The sequence below is a fragment of the Phyllobacterium sp. MT110 genome, from assembly GCF_058792715.1.
Genome location: NZ_JBXAFE010000012.1, coordinates 1 through 15,423, shown reverse-complemented (window position 1 = coordinate 15,423; position 15,423 = coordinate 1). Strand labels below are relative to the sequence as shown.

Genomic DNA, 15,423 nt, shown 5'->3' with positions numbered 1-15,423 from the left:
TGGATCTTAGCACCTAGTCGAGCTAATCGGCTAGGAGTAAATTCGCTTCAATGCCCGGCGGCGCCCCGCGCCATACCCACGTAGAAGCCAGGCCATCGGTGGTTCCAGGAGTCGCCGGATCTACCAACAAGGAGAAGCATCGTGAAAGCCATCGCCACAAGTCTTGCCATGTCGGCATTCGCAGCCACGGGCGCTGAAGCGCAGCAGCACCCCCGGGTGGCTCCGCCGGCTGTCTACGACGTTGCGCCCGGTCTTGGCCATTTCACCGATGATGTTCTGTTCGGCGAAGTGTGGAAGCGCAAGAATCTGAGCCCGCGCGACCGCAGCCTGGTCACCATTTCCGCGCTGATCTCGACCGGGAAGGGGCACGTTCTGGCCAACCATGTGAAGCGGGCGCTGGAAAACGGCGTCGAGGCCCGTGAAGTGGGCGAAGTGGTCACGCACCTGGCATTCTATTCCGGCTGGCCCAACGCGATGTCGGCTGTGGCAGAGATCAAGAAGGTCTTCGACGAGATGAAGATCGCGCCCGTCAGGGATAGCGACGATGCGCTCATCCAGTTGGATGCAGCAGCGGAAGCTGCTCGCAGCGCGTCCCTGGCTGCCGACGTGGCGCCGACCGCGCCCGCCCTTGCCGATCTCACCAACCGGGCACTGTTCGGCGACCTGTGGCAGCGCCCGGATCTGTCGGCCCGCGACCGGAGCCTGGTTACGATGACGGCGCTGATAGCGATGGGGCAGATCGACCAATTGGCGTTCCATCTGGGCCGCGCCATGGATAACGGACTGACACGGGAAGAGGCGGCCGAAGCCATTACCCATGCCGGATTCTATGCCGGTTGGCCGCGTGCCATGTCTGCGGTGCCAGTTCTCAAAACAGTTTTGGCAAGCAGGGAGGCCGCCGCCGCGCATACACCGGCTGGTGCGGATATCAAGGTGGTCAAGCGCGGCGGCCAACCTGTGAGCGGTCCCGAGGAACGCTTCACCGGCCAGGTCCAGGTGTCATCTGCTTATAAGGGCGACGGCGCTGCCCGCATAGGCGGGGCTACCGTATCATTCGAACCGGGTGCCCATACCGCCTGGCACGTGCACCCCCTCGGCCAGACACTCTTCATTGTCTCAGGGAAGGGCTGGGTTCAGAAAGAAGGCGGTGCGGTCCAGATCATGAAGCCGGGCGATGTTGTCTGGATTCCGCCGATGGTGAAACATTGGCACGGTGCGGCGGCTGATCAACCGATGGTGCATTTTGCGGTATCGGAGGCACTCGATGGCAATACGGTAACCTGGATGGACAAGGTTTCGCCTGAAGACTACAGCCGGGGCCGGGAAGCGGAGTGAATGACCAGAAGCCCGCAACATTTATCCTTCTGGCAGGCAACAATGTTGCCGCAGTTCCTGTTGTGCTCCTCCGGGAATGTGTAAAAGTGCGTCAACACATGACCGGAGATTCCCATGCACAGCAGCGCAGCAAATATCAGCACGTGGTACATCGATCCTGACGCCGAGGATGCCATGGCCGACGGGCATGCGCCGATCTGGCGGCATTTGATCGGCCTTTTGCCGGAACGGGATCTTTCCGGAAAGGCAGTGCTGGATTTCGGCTGCAATCAGGGCGGGCTGCTGCGCCACCTCCACGCGATCCGGCCGTTTCGCAAGGCCCTCGGGGTCGATATCGCCGAGCAATCAATCGCCAAGGCCAATGACCTCAAGGGCAATCTGCCCATTCAGTATCAGGCCGCTGCCCAAGTCGAGGGCTGGGACGGCGAGTTCGATCTGGCGATCAGCCATGAGGTGATCTATCTCGTTGCCGACATCGAAGCGCATGCGCGCGATATATGGCGGAGTCTGAAGCCCGGGGGTGTTTACTACGCGGTCACCGGTTGCCATACGGATAATCCGTTGTGGCCGAAATGGCGCGACCTTGTTGCGAAGAAGACCAACACGGTCGTGCAGGATCGCTCCATCACCGACTATGCCCGGGTGTTTGGGGGTGCTGGGTTCGAGGTATCGGCGCGCAAACTCGATTTTGACGGCTTCATTCCCTTTGTCGCCGATGGCTGGATGCCGGATTTTGCCGATGCGCTTACCTATTACACGCAGACCAAGGTCATCTTCCGGCTGGTGAAACCGTAATTTGGGACCGGATGAGCTCGATATCGAAATGAGGGCGGCTGCCGGGCGCGATGCGGACAAAATTGCCCTGCACGCGGAATACTTTCTCGATCAGTCCGCTCCCGGCGAGCTCGTCGGGTTCTCCGTCGAAGAGCAATTGGCCTTTTTCCAATAGGGAAATGCGGTCACTGATCGAGATCGCCTGATTGATGTCGTGAATGGCCATGATGATTGTCACGCCTCTTTCGCGGCTGAGGCGGTGCACCAGATTGAGCACTTCCACCTGAAAGCCGATATCGAGGAAGGATGTAGGCTCGTCCAGCAGCAGGATTTGGGCTTCCTGGGCGAGCGCCGCCGATATCCAGGCGCGCTGCCGCTCGCCCCCGGACAATTCGTGCAGGCTCCGGTCCGCCAGATTGGCCAGCCCCGTGCTTTCCAATGCCCATTCTATCGCCCGTTCATCGTGACTGCTGTAGCTGCGAAACAGACCGACATGGGGATAGCGGCCCTGCCGCACAAGCTGTTCGACGGTCATCTCGTCCGGAGCTGACGGCTGCTGTGGCAAGAACGCCAGCTGTTTTGCCAAGGTCCGCCGCGACATTTCTCTGGCGGGCTTGCCGTTGATTTCCACCTGCCCCTCGTGCGGCGTGATCAAGCCGGCAATGGATTGAAGCGCGGTGCTTTTGCCGGAGCCGTTGGGGCCGATGAGGGCCCGAATCTCTCCTGGCTTCAGATCAAGGTTGAAGCTGTTCAATGCCTTGCGGCGACCATAGAAGACCGACAGTTGCGAGCAGGAAAGGGGCATTATGGTCCTCAAGGTATTTTGCGCAGAAGTGCGATCAATACAGGCACACCGAACAGGGCCGTGATCACCCCGATTGGAATCTCCTCAGCCTGCCCGAGCAGCCGGCCGAGGAGATCACCCAACGTGACGATAAATGCGCCAAGGGCAATGGTCAGCGGCAGCACAAGGGCAAAATGACGGCCCACCAAAAAACGGGCGAGATGGGGAACGACAAGACCGACAAAGATGATGGGGCCAACGGCACCGACCGCACTTGCCGCAAGAGCGCACGACAACAGCAGGACGATTGAAAACTGTTTGCGATAGGAAAGGCCGAAGGAACGCGCGACTGCGGGGTCGAACCGCAGCAGGTCTATGGAACGCCGCAGGGCCGGGAGCGCTGCGAGCCCGGCGATTGTGAACGGCACAAGGAACAGGGCGTGAGTCCAGCTGCGCGCATAAAGGCTGCCGGACAGCCATTCCAGCAGGATTTCAATGCGCGCCGAGCCCCAGCCGGCAATCAGTCCAATCGCGGCGGCATGCAACACGGCACCGATTGCAATGCCGCAAAGGGTAATCCGGAGCGGCCCCAGATCAAGCCGGAAGGCGAGGACGTAGATAAGGCCGCCCGCTGCCATGCCGCCCAGTGTGCCGATGGCGGGAAGCCATGCAAGGGGCAGCTCGGCGAGCGTGTTGGAGCCCGGCTCAGAGATGTAAACGGTGAAGACAAGGAAGACGGTGACGGCCAGGGTCGCGCCCTGTGAAATCCCCACGATGGACGGATCTGCGAGCGGATTGCGGGTGATGGTCTGCAGCAGGAGGCCAGCCACGGCAAAATGAATTCCGGCCAGGATCCCGGTGACAATGCGCGGCAGGCGGATATCCAGAATGATCGATCTGGCTTGATCGGAGCCATGTCCGGTCAGGACGGCTGCCACATCTCCAGGCGGAATGTCGGCAACGCCCAGAAACACCGCGGCGACAAGGACGAGCACCATCATGGCCAGGAGAGCCAATACTGGTCCAAACAGGGAAGGGCGGTGAACGGGAGCGGACACGGTCATCGTCACTGCCCGCCTTTCAGCGAAAAGCGTCGTGTCTGGACGAGATAGATAAAGAAGGGGCCGCCCAGAAGCGCCGTGATAATACCCACCGGCAGTTCGCGCGGTAAGGCGATACTGCGTGCGATGACGTCGGCAGTCACGACCATCAACGCACCGATGGCCGCGGTCAGGATGATCGACCAGCCGATGTTATGCGGTTTGAGCAGCCGGGTGATGTGCGGCGAAACAAGACCGACAAAGGCAACCGGCCCGGCGACCGGCGCGACGCCAGCAACGGGAAGCACGGCGAGCAGCAGCAGGGCCGGTTTCCAGAAACGCATGTTCAGTCCCATGCCAATGGATGCGTGTTCACCCAGAGCGAGCATGCCGATGACGCGCTGGCACGCAAAGGCGCCGGCCAAGCCACCGAGCACCCATGGTGTCATGTGTAGAAGGTGCGGCCACGACCTGCCTTGAAAACCACCGGACAGCCAGAAGAGCAGGGATGGCGCTTGCGGTCCGCTCAAGAGCAGCACATAGGTCGTTGCCGCGCCCAGGAAGAGCGAGATGCTGATGCCACCGAGCGCAAGATGCAGTGGTCGTCCGTCGCCGCCGCGCGATACCCAAAGGGTGGCGGAAGCAGCGGCCAAACCGCCTGCCAACCCGACAAAGGGATAATACACTGACGAAATCCATGGCAGGAATACGAAACAGAACACGATGGGCGCCACCGCGCCCGATGCAACGCCGGTAATATCGGGACCAGCCAGCGGATTGCGGGTCAGCGTCTGCAGGAGATACCCCGAGACGGCGAGGCCGGCACCGGCAACCACGGCAGCAAGGCTGCGGGGCAGTCGCAGCGACCAGACAAGAATGGAATCGATCTTTCCATCCGGCGACAGGAGCACCGGCCACAGTTTGGACAGTCCAAGCGGTTTGGCCCCGACGAGCAGGCCGGCAACAATCACCAACAGGGTTGCCGCCACGATGAGTGTGGTCGTGGCCAATGACCGTCCCATGCCTGCTGCTTGCCGCCGTGCCAAGGAGATATCGCTACTGGATATCGGCGGGGATCAATTTTGCCGCCTCGGCTTTGACATCCACTTTTGGAAAGGTCTCCGGATACAGATAATGTGCTGCTTCGCGCAAAACGATCTCGCGGGCTATCGGACCATTGGCTTCAACCCAATGATCCCCGACATAGAAAACGCGGCCATTCTTGACCGCCGAAAGCTGCTGCCAGATCGGATTATTCTCGTGCGGACGATCCGGACCGGAATCATAAACGAAAATGACCTCCGGGTCTTTTTCAAGCATGGTTTCAAGGCTCAGCTCCACACCGAACGGTCCGCCTTGGCGCATCGGTCCCGCAATGTTGTCACCGCCAAGCGCGGCAACGATCGAGGCCGTTGTATTCTCCGTGTGGAAGGACCATGGCGTATCTCCGGCCCACATGATCTGAAAGCGCGGATGCACGTCCTTCGGCGCTTTGGTGCTGTACTCGGCAAGGTGCTGCCGGAAAGCGGCATTGAGTTCCGTACCGCGTTCCGGCTTGCCCAGCACCTGTGCAAGCTGGGAAATCTCGCGATCGCTTTCGCTCAAAAGCTCCATATTATAAGCCACGTAGGGCGCGATCTTCTGCAATTGCTCGGCATTGCCAATCGTGTAGCGGCGCATGGCAATGATGATGTCGGGCTTTGCTTCCGACAGTAGTTCTAGATTGGGTTTGGCACGCTGGCCGATCTGTTTGATCTGCTTTGTCAGGCCGAGGAGAAAATCGGGCTCGCGGCCGGCTGCCATATAGGTGGTTGCGACCGGTTTGACACCAAGCGCAAATGCCACGTCGGTAGCAAAGTAGGAAATGGAAGCGACACGCTTGGGATCGGCGGGAACTTCGATGGTGGTTCCACGATCATCGAGAATTGACAATGTTTTTGCATTGTCGGCTGACGCCGATGCTGCGGTTAGAAGGCCGAGCAAACTGATTGCACAAAGAGACTTGAGGCCTTTACCAAACATGACGGCATCTTTCCTGACTGCGTGTAACTGTACACCGCTTTAGTCAATAAACATGACATGTTCAATCATATTATCTTGCGGGTTCTGCAATAAGATGCGTCAGAAACATCGTTCGACGGCGGGCAAGGGAACTCCACGGACTTTTCGGTTCGTATCCCATCAAAGCGATCATTCTATTGTTGATTTCAAAGACCTGGATGAGCGATTGCGGAGTTATTGCCTCAAATCGAAACAATCTCAAACAGGCTCTTATCGGCATTTACAAAGGAACTTATCCAATTTGCGGATATGCCTTTGGGCGGAAACAACAAATGATCGTTTTCCGATCACCGGCGATTTTATGCAGCTGGCCTCTGATCAGCGGGTTTCGCGGATCCCTCTACAAGTTTCTCCTCCACCCCTAATCATTGAATCGGCCGTTTGAACGATTGAATTCAGCCTGAATCGGTTTGGCCATTTACCCGTTGGTGGCAGATGAACGCGCAGCGCCTTGAGACTTTTCAGAGTCTCAAGGCGCTGCGCAAAGATGCGGGGTCGTGGACTTCAGACATGACAACGCCCCACCGCAAGTTCTGCAATAAAGCTGCTGCGATCATTGCATCCTGTGAACTTACGGGTTGTAAAAACTGGCGCGATTTCATCTGGCTGTCATCCGGGATTTATAAAGGAGAGGGGAAGCTAACCAAGTTGGGGGTATGAAATGCGTAAACTTTTCCTTGTGGTGGCGTCGGCGGCACTCTTGTCCGGGGCGGCCCATGCGACAACGATCTATCCGCTGGACCGGGCCACGGTCCTTGCAGGCTCGCCATTCGATTTCAAGGTTGAATTCAGCAAGGTCGTGAAGCCGGAAGACGTGAAAGTCACGATCAACGGCGAGAGCTACGACGCTGTTTTCGGCAAGGCCGCCCAATTCGTTGCCGAGGAGAAGGGCGCTGAAGACAAGGTACTCGGATCCGCGCTCATCCTGCGCGACATCAAGCTTGCGAAGCCCGGCCAGTACAAGGTCGAGGTATCGGCTGGCGACGAGAAGAAATCGGTCGGCTGGGATGTATACACAACGTCCGACACGCCCAAAGCCAAGAACATCATCTTCCTGCTGGGTGACGGTCTTTCCGTTGCGCACCGCACCGGCGCCCGCCTCATGTCCAAGGGCATGACCGAGGGGAAGGCCAATGTCCGCCTTGCCATGGATGACATTCCGCCCGTCGCCTTCATCGGCACCTCCTCGACCTCGGCGATCGCTACCGACAGCGCCAACACCATGTCGGCCTATATGACCGGCCACAAGTCCGCGGTAAACGCACTCGGCGTCTATGCTGACCGCACGCCGGCCAGCCAGGACGACCCCAAGGTCGAAACGATCGGTGAGGCTCTGCGCCGCACCGGCAAGAAGTCGCTCGGCATCGTGACGACATCTGAAGTGCAGGACGCGACACCTGCCGCGCTCGTTTCCCATACGCGCAAGCGCGCCGACAAGGCCGACATCGTCGGCATGATGTACAACGTCAAGCCGGACGTGCTGCTCGGCGGAGGCTCGGCCTATTTCCTGGCCAAGGACGTGCCCGGTTCGAAGCGCAAGGACGACAAGGACTATATCGCGCTCTTCAAGGAGGCCGGTTACGCCCTCGCCACCGACAAGAATGAACTGGCCGCCGCGGCTGGCTCGAACCAGGGCAAGCTGCTCGGCCTCTTCCACACAGGCAACCTCGACGTCACGCTCGATCGCGAATTCCTCAAAAAGGGTACCGTCGATAAGTTTCCCAACCAGCCGGGCCTGGTTGATATGACCAAGGTGGCGCTCGACAGGCTGTCGAAGAATCCGGATGGCTTCTTCCTGATGGTGGAGGCTGCGTCCATCGACAAGATGAGCCATCCCCTCGATTGGGATCGCGCTTTGATCGATACGATCGAATTCGACAAGGCCATCGCGGCTGCACGCGAATTCCAGGCGAAAAATCCGGATACGCTGATCGTCGTCACTGGTGACCATACGCACGGCGTCTCGATCATCGGCACTGTCGATGATGATAAGCCGGGCACGGAAATGCGCGACAAGGTCGGCACCTATGCCGCCGCAGGCTTCCCGAACTACGAAGACAAGGACGGCGATGGCTATCCGGACCGAATCGATGTTTCCCGCCGTCTGTTCATCGCGGCCAACAACGGTCCTGACCACTACGAGACCTTCCGTCCGAAGCTCGATGGTCCTTTCGTTCCGGCGATCCAGAACGAGAAGAAGGAATACGTCGCCAACGAAGCTTACAAGGACGTGCCGGGCGCCGTCTTCGTCCAGGGCAACATCCCGCGCGATGAGGATAGTGGCGTTCATGCGGTGGACGATGTCGTGCTGCAGGCCGTTGGCCCGGGTGCGGAAGGCTTCCGTGGTTACATGGAACAGAGCGACGTCTATCGTGTCCTCGCCGACGCTTTCGCACTCGGCGCGTCAAAGATGTAAATCTGTCCGGCTGACGAACAGGGCAGGCGGCCGAAAGCCGCCTGTCCTCCCGTTTAAGGAGATTGCGATGACGGAGAAGAAGACCTTTGCTATTTGTCGTCGGGCGCTGCTCACGGCCGCTGCGGTCTTGCCTTTCATGGGCATTGCCGCACGCGCAAGCGCTGCCGAAAAACTGGGCTTCGGCGAGCTCTACAAAAGCTTTGGTCCGCTCGGTCTCGAATTTTCCGACAAGGTGAAGCAATTGAGTGGTCAGGAGATTGCCATCAGCGGCTTCATGGCGCCGCCACTGAAGGCGGAGGCCGCATTTTTCGTCCTGACGGAAATCCCGATGTCGCTCTGCCCGTTCTGTTCCTCAGACGCCGACTGGCCGGATAATATCATGGTCGTCTATCTCTCGGCCAAGCAGACCTTCGTGCAATTCAATGCGCCGATCATCGCGCGTGGGGTGCTGGAGTTCGGCTCCTGGACCGATCCGGAAACCGGCTTCATCAGCCAGTTGCGTCTTCGGAACGCGGCTTTCAGGACCGTCTGACACCATGCTCGCGCTCGACGTTACCGATCTTCAAATGCATTTTCCGGGCTTGGCTGCGCCGGTCCTCGCCATCGAGCGATTTCATCTGCCGGCCGGCGGTCAACTGGCGATCACCGGGGCTTCCGGCTCGGGCAAAAGCACATTCGTCAACGCGATTACCGGCCTGGAAAACGTCACGCAAGGCAAAATTTCCTGGAATGGTATGGACATCACCCGTCTTTCCTCCGGCCGGCGCGATGCTTTTCGCGCACGCAACATCGGCCTTGTCATGCAGGATTTCCATCTTTTCCCCGGGCTTTCCGCTTTCGACAACGTGGTTCTCCCGGTCAGGCTTGCGCGCCGGCTGACCGTCGAGGAGCGGGAGCGTGCGATTGCGCTGCTTTCAGCCACCGGGATCAACCGCGTCGGGCAGGGGGTCGAGACACTGTCGCGTGGTGAAATGCAGCGTGTCGCCGTCGCCCGTGCGCTGCTGCAGCGTCCCGGCGTCATCGTCGCTGACGAGCCAACGGCCAGTCTTGACCGCCATGCGGGCAACGAGGTTGCCGAGCTTCTGCTGCGGCTTTCCGCAGAGCAGGGCACGACACTGGTGGTGGTCACGCATGATGCCTTCCTGGCGGAGCGTCTTGGCCGCCGCATCTGCCTGGAGAGCGGTCGTGTCGACGAGGATAGTGGAGAGAGTGCCGCGCAATGATGAAGTTCATTTTTGCCGACCTGCGGCGATTCTGGAGCGGCGCGTTGGCCGTTGTGGTACTCATTGCATTGTCCGTCGCTTTAAGCGTGACCGTGACGTTGCAGGAGCGGGCCGTCCGGCTCGGCAGCGCGCGTGCGGCCGAGAAATTCGATCTGCTGGTCGGAGCTGCCGGCAGTGAAACCCAGCTTGCGCTTTCGGCCGTTTTCCTGCAGCCGGCGCCGCTGCCGCTGATGGAGGGTGCCGTTCTCGGCCGCCTCGCCAACGATCCGCGCGTCGAACTGGCGGCGCCCGTCGGCTTTGGTGACTCCGCTTACGGTTTTCCGATCGTCGGCACCACGACAAGCCTGATTTCGACGCTGTCTCCGAACCTGGCGCAAGGGGCGCATTTCGCGCGCCTCGGCGAAGCGGTGGTTGGTTCCGATGTGGCGCTGTCGCCTGGAGCGCAAATCAAACCGATGCACGGCACGGCGGAAACGGGCGGTGAAACCCATACGGCTATTGCCTACAAGGTGACTGGCCGTATGGCGCCGACGGGAACCGCTTGGGATCGCACCATCCTGGTGCCGATCCGGGCCGTATGGCAGCTTCACGGCATGCATGGTGAAGAACATCATGACCATGAAGGTGGGGAAGCCGAGTCGCATGGTGCCGGGCCGAAAGATCACAGCCATGAGCACGAGCATGGCCATGTTGATGCGGATGCGCCCCTGGACGAGTATTTCGATGCGCAATCCCCTGGCGTTCCTGCCATTCTCGTCAAGCCGAAGACGGTTGCCGACGCTTACCGCCTGCGGCAGGAATACCGCACAGGCGCAACGCTCGGCGTTTTTCCGGCGGAGGTGCTGACGCGGCTCTACGCGACGTTGGGGGACGCCCGCAGCCTGCTTCTGGCAATTGCCCTGGGTACACAGGCGATCGTCATCGCCGCGATCGTGCTGGTGACGATCATGCACGTGGGATCGAGATGGCGGCAGATCGGCGCCTTGCGCGCGCTCGGCACACCGGTTCGCTCGATTATCGCGCTCGTGTGGGGAGAGCTTTTCCTGCTGTTCGTCGCCGGGATCGCATTGGGGATTGCCCTCGGCTACGCCGCAGCATCGACGATCTCGGCGCGGCTGACCGCATCGACGGCCGTCCGGCTGCCTGTTGATTTCGCGCCGGACGATTTCTGGCTGGTGACTGGTTTTCTCGCTGTTGCGGCATTCGTCTCCATTGTTCCCGCGCTTGCCGCTTTGCGTTCCAGCCCCGCTGCCGCTTTGCGTGCGTCTGGCTGAGTGCATCTGCGTCCTTATACGTATTGTCGTATAATGGCTTTTTAAACGCTTCCGCGTATATCATTACTTTAATCGCATTCGCGTATATTGACAGATTATACGTTACCGCGTATATTGGTGATCGGAGGCCACCATGAATGAACAGATCGCCCGCACAGAAAAACAACTCGGCGCCATCCTGCGCCGCGCCCGCAAACAGGCGCACTTGAGTCAAGGCGCGCTCGGCGAACAAATCCATATGCGGCAGGGCACGGTTTCGCGCCTTGAAGCCGGGGAGCCGGCCGTCCAGTTGCGCACCCTGATGGAAGCCCTTTCAGCCCTCAATCTGGAACTGGTCGTTCGACCACGCAGCCAGGGCAGTGCCGCCGACATCGAGGACTTGTTCTGATGGCGAGAAGGCGGGCGCACGTACCCCTCAACGTTTTTCTGAACAGCCGTCATGTCGGCGTGCTGCGGCGTGAGGCCACAGGCGCCATCGACTTCCAGTACGGACACAGCTGGCTGGATTGGCGCAGCACATTCCCGGTGTCACTATCACTGCCCCTGCGCGAGGACCGCTATATCGGCAACCTGGTTATCAATGTGTTCGACAACCTGCTGCCTGACAACGACGCAATCCGCAACCGGGTCGCCGAGCGCGTCGGCGCGGAAGGAACTGACGCCTTCAGCCTGCTAACCGCTCTGGGCCAGGACTGCGTGGGCGCCCTGCAATTCCTGCCCGACGGCACTGATCCCGGCACTGCCGGCGATACCGACGGCAAGCCGGTCAGCGACGACGAGGTCGCAGACATCATCAAGAATCTCGCCGCCGCGCCGCTCGGTATGGGCGAAGACGAAGATTTTCGAATCTCGATTGCCGGGGCACAGGAAAAAACCGCCCTGCTGCGCAAGGACGGCCAGTGGTTTAAACCCACAGCCACCACCGCCACCACCCATATTCTCAAACCGCAGATCGGCCAGCTTCCCAATGGCATCGACCTCTCCAACAGTGTCGAGAATGAGTATCTCTGCCTGAAGCTGCTGGAAGCAATGGGCGTCGCCACCGCCAACGTCGAGATCGCGGAATTCGGGGAACGCCGTACACTAATCGTAGAACGTTTCGACCGCCTTTGGGCGAAGGACGGAAGATTGCTCCGTCTGCCGCAAGAGGACACTTGCCAGGCGCTGTCGATCCCGCCCACCAGAAAATATCAGTCCGACGGCGGCCCTGGAATGCGGGAAATCATCAACCTTTTGAAAGGCAGTGACACACCCGATGCCGATACAGCCATATTCATGCGCGCCAGTATCCTGTTCTGGCTGCTCGGCGCGACCGACGGTCACGCTAAAAACTTCAGTATTTTTCTTGGCCCCGGCGGACGCTTCCGAATGACACCTCTCTACGACGTGCTGACCGCACAGCCGAGCCTCGACGAAGGCCAGATCTCCCGCAAGAAATTCAAACTTGCGATGTCGGTTGGCAGAAACCGCCACTATGCCATCCATGACATCGTACCCCGCCATTTCATGCAGTCGGCGGACCTTTCCGGTGTGGGTACCCCGGCGATGAAAGCGATCTTTGAAGACATCACCGCGAACGCCGAACAGCAGGCAGAGGCTGCTATCACGAAGCTGCCCAACGGTTTTCCAGACCAGCTCGTGACGTCCACCATGGCGGCCATCAACCACCGCGTCCAGCTAGTCGCCGATTCACTTTCACGAGCGTCTCATGTCTGAAGCAAGAAATTACCCGCATTGCCATTCTTGGCCAAGTCTCACTGCTAAGCCACTCTACCTAGTCTGCGCTATCGGAACAATTATCATCATCGATCCCGTCACGTTCGGCAGTTAAGGACGCCGCCGCTTCGGGGCCGGAAGCAAACTGTCAGCGCCTAGATTGGAACTCGAGAATCCGACGTTATAGACCACCTGTAGCCAGTCCATCATCGCTTCAAGTCACGGGGCAGCGGCTAGCGTCGGAAGGTGAGATGGATAGTGCCACTCGGTGCCGTTTCTGTCCTGACTGTATAGCCAGCTTCTAGGCCCCGCAGATCGTCCCACAGGCGGATGCCGCGTCCGAGCAAGATCGGAGCGATCGCAACGTGAAGACGGTCGACAAGGTCCGCCTTGAGGAAGGCGCGAACGACAGTCGCACCACCGCCAACCCGCACATCCTTGCCGCGCGCTGCACTGACAGCCTGCTGAAGCGCATCAACCGGGGTGGTGTTGAGGAAGTGGAAAGTGGTGCCACCGGCCATCTCTATCGAGGGCCTCGGGTTGTGGGTGAGGACGAAGACCGGAACCCGGAACGGTGGCTCGTCGCCCCACCAGCCATGCCAGTTCGGATCGTCGGGAAAGTTGTGGAGTCCGAACATGCCAGCGCCCATAATCTCGGCACCCACATTAGCGAAGTACTCCTTCGCGTATTCGTCGTCGACACTTGTGGTCCCTGCTCCCGTGGTATCCTTTAGCACACGCTCACGGAACGTTCGCGTTGCAGTGTATGCGCCGACGAGACGCGGCCAGTCCTCGCCAAACGGCGCTTCGGGCGTCTGATCCGTCGTTGTCGCGAAACCATCGAGCGAGATAATGAGATCGACACGAACTGCCACTGGAGTCCTCCTTGCGCGTGGTTGCACCATAACTGTCCCAATATTCGAAGCCTGTTACTAAGGTATTCACCTTTGTATTCAAAGTTAGATACTAAGGCAAGTACCTTTTTATCCTTGACCGGCGCCCCGGACCACTTTACTGACGCCTATGCCTTATCATTCGACCCCGCTCGACCTCGCCTTTCACGCTCTCAGCGATCCTACCCGCCGCGCCGTGGTGTCGCGGCTGATCGAGGGCGAGTTGCCGGTCAGTGCCCTGGCCGAGCCTTTCGACATGGCGCTGCCCTCCTTCGCCCAGCATCTCAGGGTGCTGGAAGATTGCGGACTGATCGTCAGCGAGAAACGCGGGCGCAGCCGCTGGTGCCAGCTGGTACGGGGGCGCTTCGATGAGGCGGCTGACTGGATGGAAGCCGAGCGCCGGCGCTGGACCGAGCGGTTGGACCGGTTGGAAGTCTACTTGGATAAAACGGAAGAGGAGGGTGAAGGACATGGCAAACCCGTTTGAGACATGGTCGCTCGACCGCGAAATCGTGCTAGTGAAGCTGCTCAACCATCCGCGCGACAAGGTCTTTGCTGCCTGGATGGACCCCAAGGCACTTGGCGAATGGTACGGCCCGGCCGGCTTCAGCATCGAAACCCACGAAGCCGATATCCGCGAGGGCGGGGTCTGGCGGTTCGACATGGTGGGCGTATTCGAAGGCGCGCAGCAGCGCTTCCCAAGCCTCATGCGCTTTGTGGAGATCGTGCCGAACGAGCGGATCGTGATGGACTATGGCACGCCGGATCCTGACGACCCCGACCGTTTCCGCGCCACAGTGACCTTCGACGAGCAGACTGACGGCAAGACGGTGCTGACCATGCGCCAGCTCCATCCCAGCCGCGAACGGCGTCAGGTGGTCATCGGCTTCGGTGCGGTGGAATACGGACTGCAGACGCTGGAGGGCCTCGCCGCCTGGCTGGATGGGTGAGCCCTTGGCCGCTCAGTGCCGCTCGTGTCAGTTGGCGATGGCCGAGGCGGCGTGCAGATCGAGCGACGGTTGATCGCGCAAATCATAGCTTGACGGAACAGGATAGCCGCACACGATGTCTGCGTTCGGGCGGCCGCTATCGTGATCTGCACGACAGCATGAAGGGCGCGAGGCAGAAATGGGAGGAGCGGCATCCTCCCACGCCGCTTTGACGCCATTTCGGACGTTGGTACCGCTTGGCTCGCGGACCACAAGCAGACTCACAAGATAAGGACGATCACGATGACCGAAGCGCTGGACGAGGGACCCTTCTTTCACGGCACAATCGCGGCTTTGCGCGCGGGTGATTTCCTCACCGCAGGATACCGGTCGAACTATCGTCCCGAAGTGGTGATGAACCATATCTACTTCACTGCCATTGTGGACGGTGCCGGGCTTGCCGCTGAAATCGCGGCTGAACTCACCGAAGGCGGCGCAGTCCCGCGTGTTTACGCCGTAGAGCCGACCGGGACATTCGAGAACGACCCGAACGTGACCGACAAGAAATTTCCCGGCAACCCCACGCGGTCGTATCGCAGCAGCGCACCGCTCAAGGTCATTGGCGAAATCACGCATTGGACCAGATTGACGCCCGAAGCACTACAGGTATGGAGAGAACGACTGACCGCGCTGCGCTCAGACGAACGAGGCGAAATCATCAACTGATGCGAGGCGACACGCATCGTGTGCTCATTCCGCGATCGAATCAAAGGAGACGATCAGCTTTCCGCCCCGGACTGGACGGCCAGGTCCCGCGCGCAGAACGGCAGCTTTGAGGAAATGTCGTAGTCTGGTTTAACGGCCGAATAGGGCGCGCATTGCCGCCCGGCATATTGGCAATCGGTCGGTGGTGTCTGTGACCGCATTTCTGCTAAAGCTGGGAAGCAAATCGCCCGCGAAGTCACCAACTGCCGAAGT

17 protein-coding genes are annotated in these 15,423 nt (G+C 59.9%); 11 read left to right on the top strand and 6 right to left on the bottom strand.

From position 1 onward, the window contains the following. The first annotated feature begins 141 nt into the window (after window positions 1–141). Both AC1Q5O_RS26815 and AC1Q5O_RS26810 read left to right on the top strand, forming a co-directional pair. Window positions 142–1,335, top strand: a complete 1,194-nt coding sequence (locus tag AC1Q5O_RS26815; protein ID WP_492567088.1) for a (R)-mandelonitrile lyase — start codon at window positions 142–144, stop codon at window positions 1,333–1,335. 114 nt (window positions 1,336–1,449) lie between these two features. Beyond that, complete coding sequence (locus tag AC1Q5O_RS26810) at window positions 1,450–2,130, top strand: class I SAM-dependent methyltransferase (protein WP_492567086.1); 681 nt, start codon at window positions 1,450–1,452, stop codon at window positions 2,128–2,130. Here the strand turns inward: AC1Q5O_RS26810 and AC1Q5O_RS26805 are convergent. The 4 genes from AC1Q5O_RS26805 to AC1Q5O_RS26790 all read right to left on the bottom strand — a co-directional run bounded on the left by AC1Q5O_RS26805 (window position 2,105) and on the right by AC1Q5O_RS26790 (window position 5,955). Then, on the bottom strand, window positions 2,105–2,914 hold the full coding sequence (locus tag AC1Q5O_RS26805) for an ABC transporter ATP-binding protein (RefSeq protein WP_492567085.1): 810 nt from the start codon (window positions 2,912–2,914) through the stop codon (window positions 2,105–2,107). The two genes, AC1Q5O_RS26810 and AC1Q5O_RS26805, sit on opposite strands and share 26 nt — an antisense overlap. A gap of 8 nt (window positions 2,915–2,922) precedes the next feature. Further along, complete coding sequence (locus AC1Q5O_RS26800; protein WP_492567113.1) at window positions 2,923–3,894, bottom strand: FecCD family ABC transporter permease; 972 nt, start codon at window positions 3,892–3,894, stop codon at window positions 2,923–2,925. 65 nt (window positions 3,895–3,959) lie between these two features. After that, on the bottom strand, window positions 3,960–4,955 hold the full coding sequence (locus AC1Q5O_RS26795; RefSeq protein WP_492567083.1) for a FecCD family ABC transporter permease: 996 nt from the start codon (window positions 4,953–4,955) through the stop codon (window positions 3,960–3,962). A gap of 34 nt (window positions 4,956–4,989) precedes the next feature. Beyond that, a complete protein-coding gene (locus AC1Q5O_RS26790; RefSeq protein ID WP_492567081.1) occupies window positions 4,990–5,955 on the bottom strand; it encodes an ABC transporter substrate-binding protein in 966 nt (321 codons plus the stop codon). Window positions 5,956–6,655: 700 nt separating this feature from the next. Here AC1Q5O_RS26790 and AC1Q5O_RS26785 point away from each other — a divergent pair. The 6 genes from AC1Q5O_RS26785 (at window position 6,656) to AC1Q5O_RS26760 (ending at window position 12,623) form a co-directional block, all read left to right on the top strand. Next, window positions 6,656–8,410 (top strand): alkaline phosphatase, encoded by a 1,755-nt coding sequence (locus AC1Q5O_RS26785; RefSeq protein WP_492567079.1) that lies wholly within the window; start codon window positions 6,656–6,658, stop codon window positions 8,408–8,410. Between the two features lie 67 nt (window positions 8,411–8,477). Beyond that, window positions 8,478–8,942 carry a hypothetical protein gene (locus tag AC1Q5O_RS26780; protein ID WP_464663450.1) on the top strand — a complete coding sequence of 155 codons (465 nt, stop codon included), beginning with the start codon at window positions 8,478–8,480 and terminating at the stop codon, window positions 8,940–8,942. A 4-nt stretch (window positions 8,943–8,946) separates the two neighbouring features. Next, a complete protein-coding gene (locus tag AC1Q5O_RS26775) occupies window positions 8,947–9,633 on the top strand; it encodes an ABC transporter ATP-binding protein (RefSeq protein WP_464663452.1) in 687 nt (228 codons plus the stop codon). After that, a complete protein-coding gene (locus AC1Q5O_RS26770) occupies window positions 9,630–10,907 on the top strand; it encodes an ABC transporter permease (RefSeq protein WP_492567076.1) in 1,278 nt (425 codons plus the stop codon). Before AC1Q5O_RS26775 ends, AC1Q5O_RS26770 begins: the two co-directional genes overlap by 4 nt. Window positions 10,908–11,040: 133 nt before the next feature. Then, window positions 11,041–11,295, top strand: coding sequence for a helix-turn-helix domain-containing protein (locus AC1Q5O_RS26765; RefSeq protein ID WP_464663456.1), 255 nt, complete (start codon window positions 11,041–11,043; stop codon window positions 11,293–11,295). Beyond that, on the top strand, window positions 11,295–12,623 hold the full coding sequence (locus AC1Q5O_RS26760) for a type II toxin-antitoxin system HipA family toxin (RefSeq protein WP_492567074.1): 1,329 nt from the start codon (window positions 11,295–11,297) through the stop codon (window positions 12,621–12,623). The genes AC1Q5O_RS26765 and AC1Q5O_RS26760 overlap by 1 nt, the downstream gene beginning before the upstream one ends. A 233-nt stretch (window positions 12,624–12,856) precedes the next feature. Here AC1Q5O_RS26760 and AC1Q5O_RS26755 read toward each other — a convergent pair whose 3' ends face one another. After that, window positions 12,857–13,498: a dihydrofolate reductase family protein gene (locus tag AC1Q5O_RS26755; RefSeq protein WP_464663460.1), complete on the bottom strand. Its 642-nt coding sequence runs from the start codon at window positions 13,496–13,498 to the stop codon at window positions 12,857–12,859. A 148-nt stretch (window positions 13,499–13,646) separates the two neighbouring features. Here AC1Q5O_RS26755 and AC1Q5O_RS26750 point away from each other — a divergent pair, with 148 nt between their 5' ends. The 3 genes from AC1Q5O_RS26750 to arr all read left to right on the top strand — a co-directional run bounded on the left by AC1Q5O_RS26750 (window position 13,647) and on the right by arr (window position 15,171). Further along, window positions 13,647–14,003 (top strand): ArsR/SmtB family transcription factor, encoded by a 357-nt coding sequence (locus tag AC1Q5O_RS26750; RefSeq protein WP_464663462.1) that lies wholly within the window; start codon window positions 13,647–13,649, stop codon window positions 14,001–14,003. Next, a complete protein-coding gene (locus tag AC1Q5O_RS26745; protein ID WP_464663464.1) occupies window positions 13,987–14,466 on the top strand; it encodes an SRPBCC family protein in 480 nt (159 codons plus the stop codon). The genes AC1Q5O_RS26750 and AC1Q5O_RS26745 overlap by 17 nt, the downstream gene beginning before the upstream one ends. A gap of 282 nt (window positions 14,467–14,748) precedes the next feature. Continuing rightward, complete coding sequence (gene arr / locus AC1Q5O_RS26740) at window positions 14,749–15,171, top strand: NAD(+)--rifampin ADP-ribosyltransferase (RefSeq protein ID WP_464663466.1); 423 nt, start codon at window positions 14,749–14,751, stop codon at window positions 15,169–15,171. Between the two features lie 53 nt (window positions 15,172–15,224). Here arr and AC1Q5O_RS26735 read toward each other — a convergent pair. Next, a partial coding sequence (locus AC1Q5O_RS26735; protein WP_492567070.1) for a hypothetical protein occupies window positions 15,225–15,423 on the bottom strand: 199 nt, incomplete at its 5' end.

What these genes read in the sequence shown, in the direction of transcription:
- AC1Q5O_RS26810 (WP_492567086.1), top strand. Translation starts at nt 1,450, where the DNA reads ATGCACAGCAGCGCAGCAAATATCAGCACGTGGTACATCGATCCTGAC.
- AC1Q5O_RS26805 (WP_492567085.1), bottom strand. Translation starts at nt 2,914, where the DNA reads ATGCCCCTTTCCTGCTCGCAACTGTCGGTCTTCTATGGTCGCCGCAAG.
- AC1Q5O_RS26800 (WP_492567113.1), bottom strand. Translation starts at nt 3,894, where the DNA reads ATGATGGTGCTCGTCCTTGTCGCCGCGGTGTTTCTGGGCGTTGCCGAC.
- AC1Q5O_RS26795 (WP_492567083.1), bottom strand. Translation starts at nt 4,955, where the DNA reads ATGGGACGGTCATTGGCCACGACCACACTCATCGTGGCGGCAACCCTG.
- AC1Q5O_RS26790 (WP_492567081.1), bottom strand. Translation starts at nt 5,955, where the DNA reads ATGTTTGGTAAAGGCCTCAAGTCTCTTTGTGCAATCAGTTTGCTCGGC.
- AC1Q5O_RS26785 (WP_492567079.1), top strand. Translation starts at nt 6,656, where the DNA reads ATGCGTAAACTTTTCCTTGTGGTGGCGTCGGCGGCACTCTTGTCCGGG.
- AC1Q5O_RS26780 (WP_464663450.1), top strand. Translation starts at nt 8,478, where the DNA reads ATGACGGAGAAGAAGACCTTTGCTATTTGTCGTCGGGCGCTGCTCACG.
- AC1Q5O_RS26775 (WP_464663452.1), top strand. Translation starts at nt 8,947, where the DNA reads ATGCTCGCGCTCGACGTTACCGATCTTCAAATGCATTTTCCGGGCTTG.
- AC1Q5O_RS26770 (WP_492567076.1), top strand. Translation starts at nt 9,630, where the DNA reads ATGATGAAGTTCATTTTTGCCGACCTGCGGCGATTCTGGAGCGGCGCG.
- AC1Q5O_RS26765 (WP_464663456.1), top strand. Translation starts at nt 11,041, where the DNA reads ATGAATGAACAGATCGCCCGCACAGAAAAACAACTCGGCGCCATCCTG.
- AC1Q5O_RS26760 (WP_492567074.1), top strand. Translation starts at nt 11,295, where the DNA reads ATGGCGAGAAGGCGGGCGCACGTACCCCTCAACGTTTTTCTGAACAGC.
- AC1Q5O_RS26750 (WP_464663462.1), top strand. Translation starts at nt 13,647, where the DNA reads ATGCCTTATCATTCGACCCCGCTCGACCTCGCCTTTCACGCTCTCAGC.
- AC1Q5O_RS26745 (WP_464663464.1), top strand. Translation starts at nt 13,987, where the DNA reads ATGGCAAACCCGTTTGAGACATGGTCGCTCGACCGCGAAATCGTGCTA.
- arr (WP_464663466.1), top strand. Translation starts at nt 14,749, where the DNA reads ATGACCGAAGCGCTGGACGAGGGACCCTTCTTTCACGGCACAATCGCG.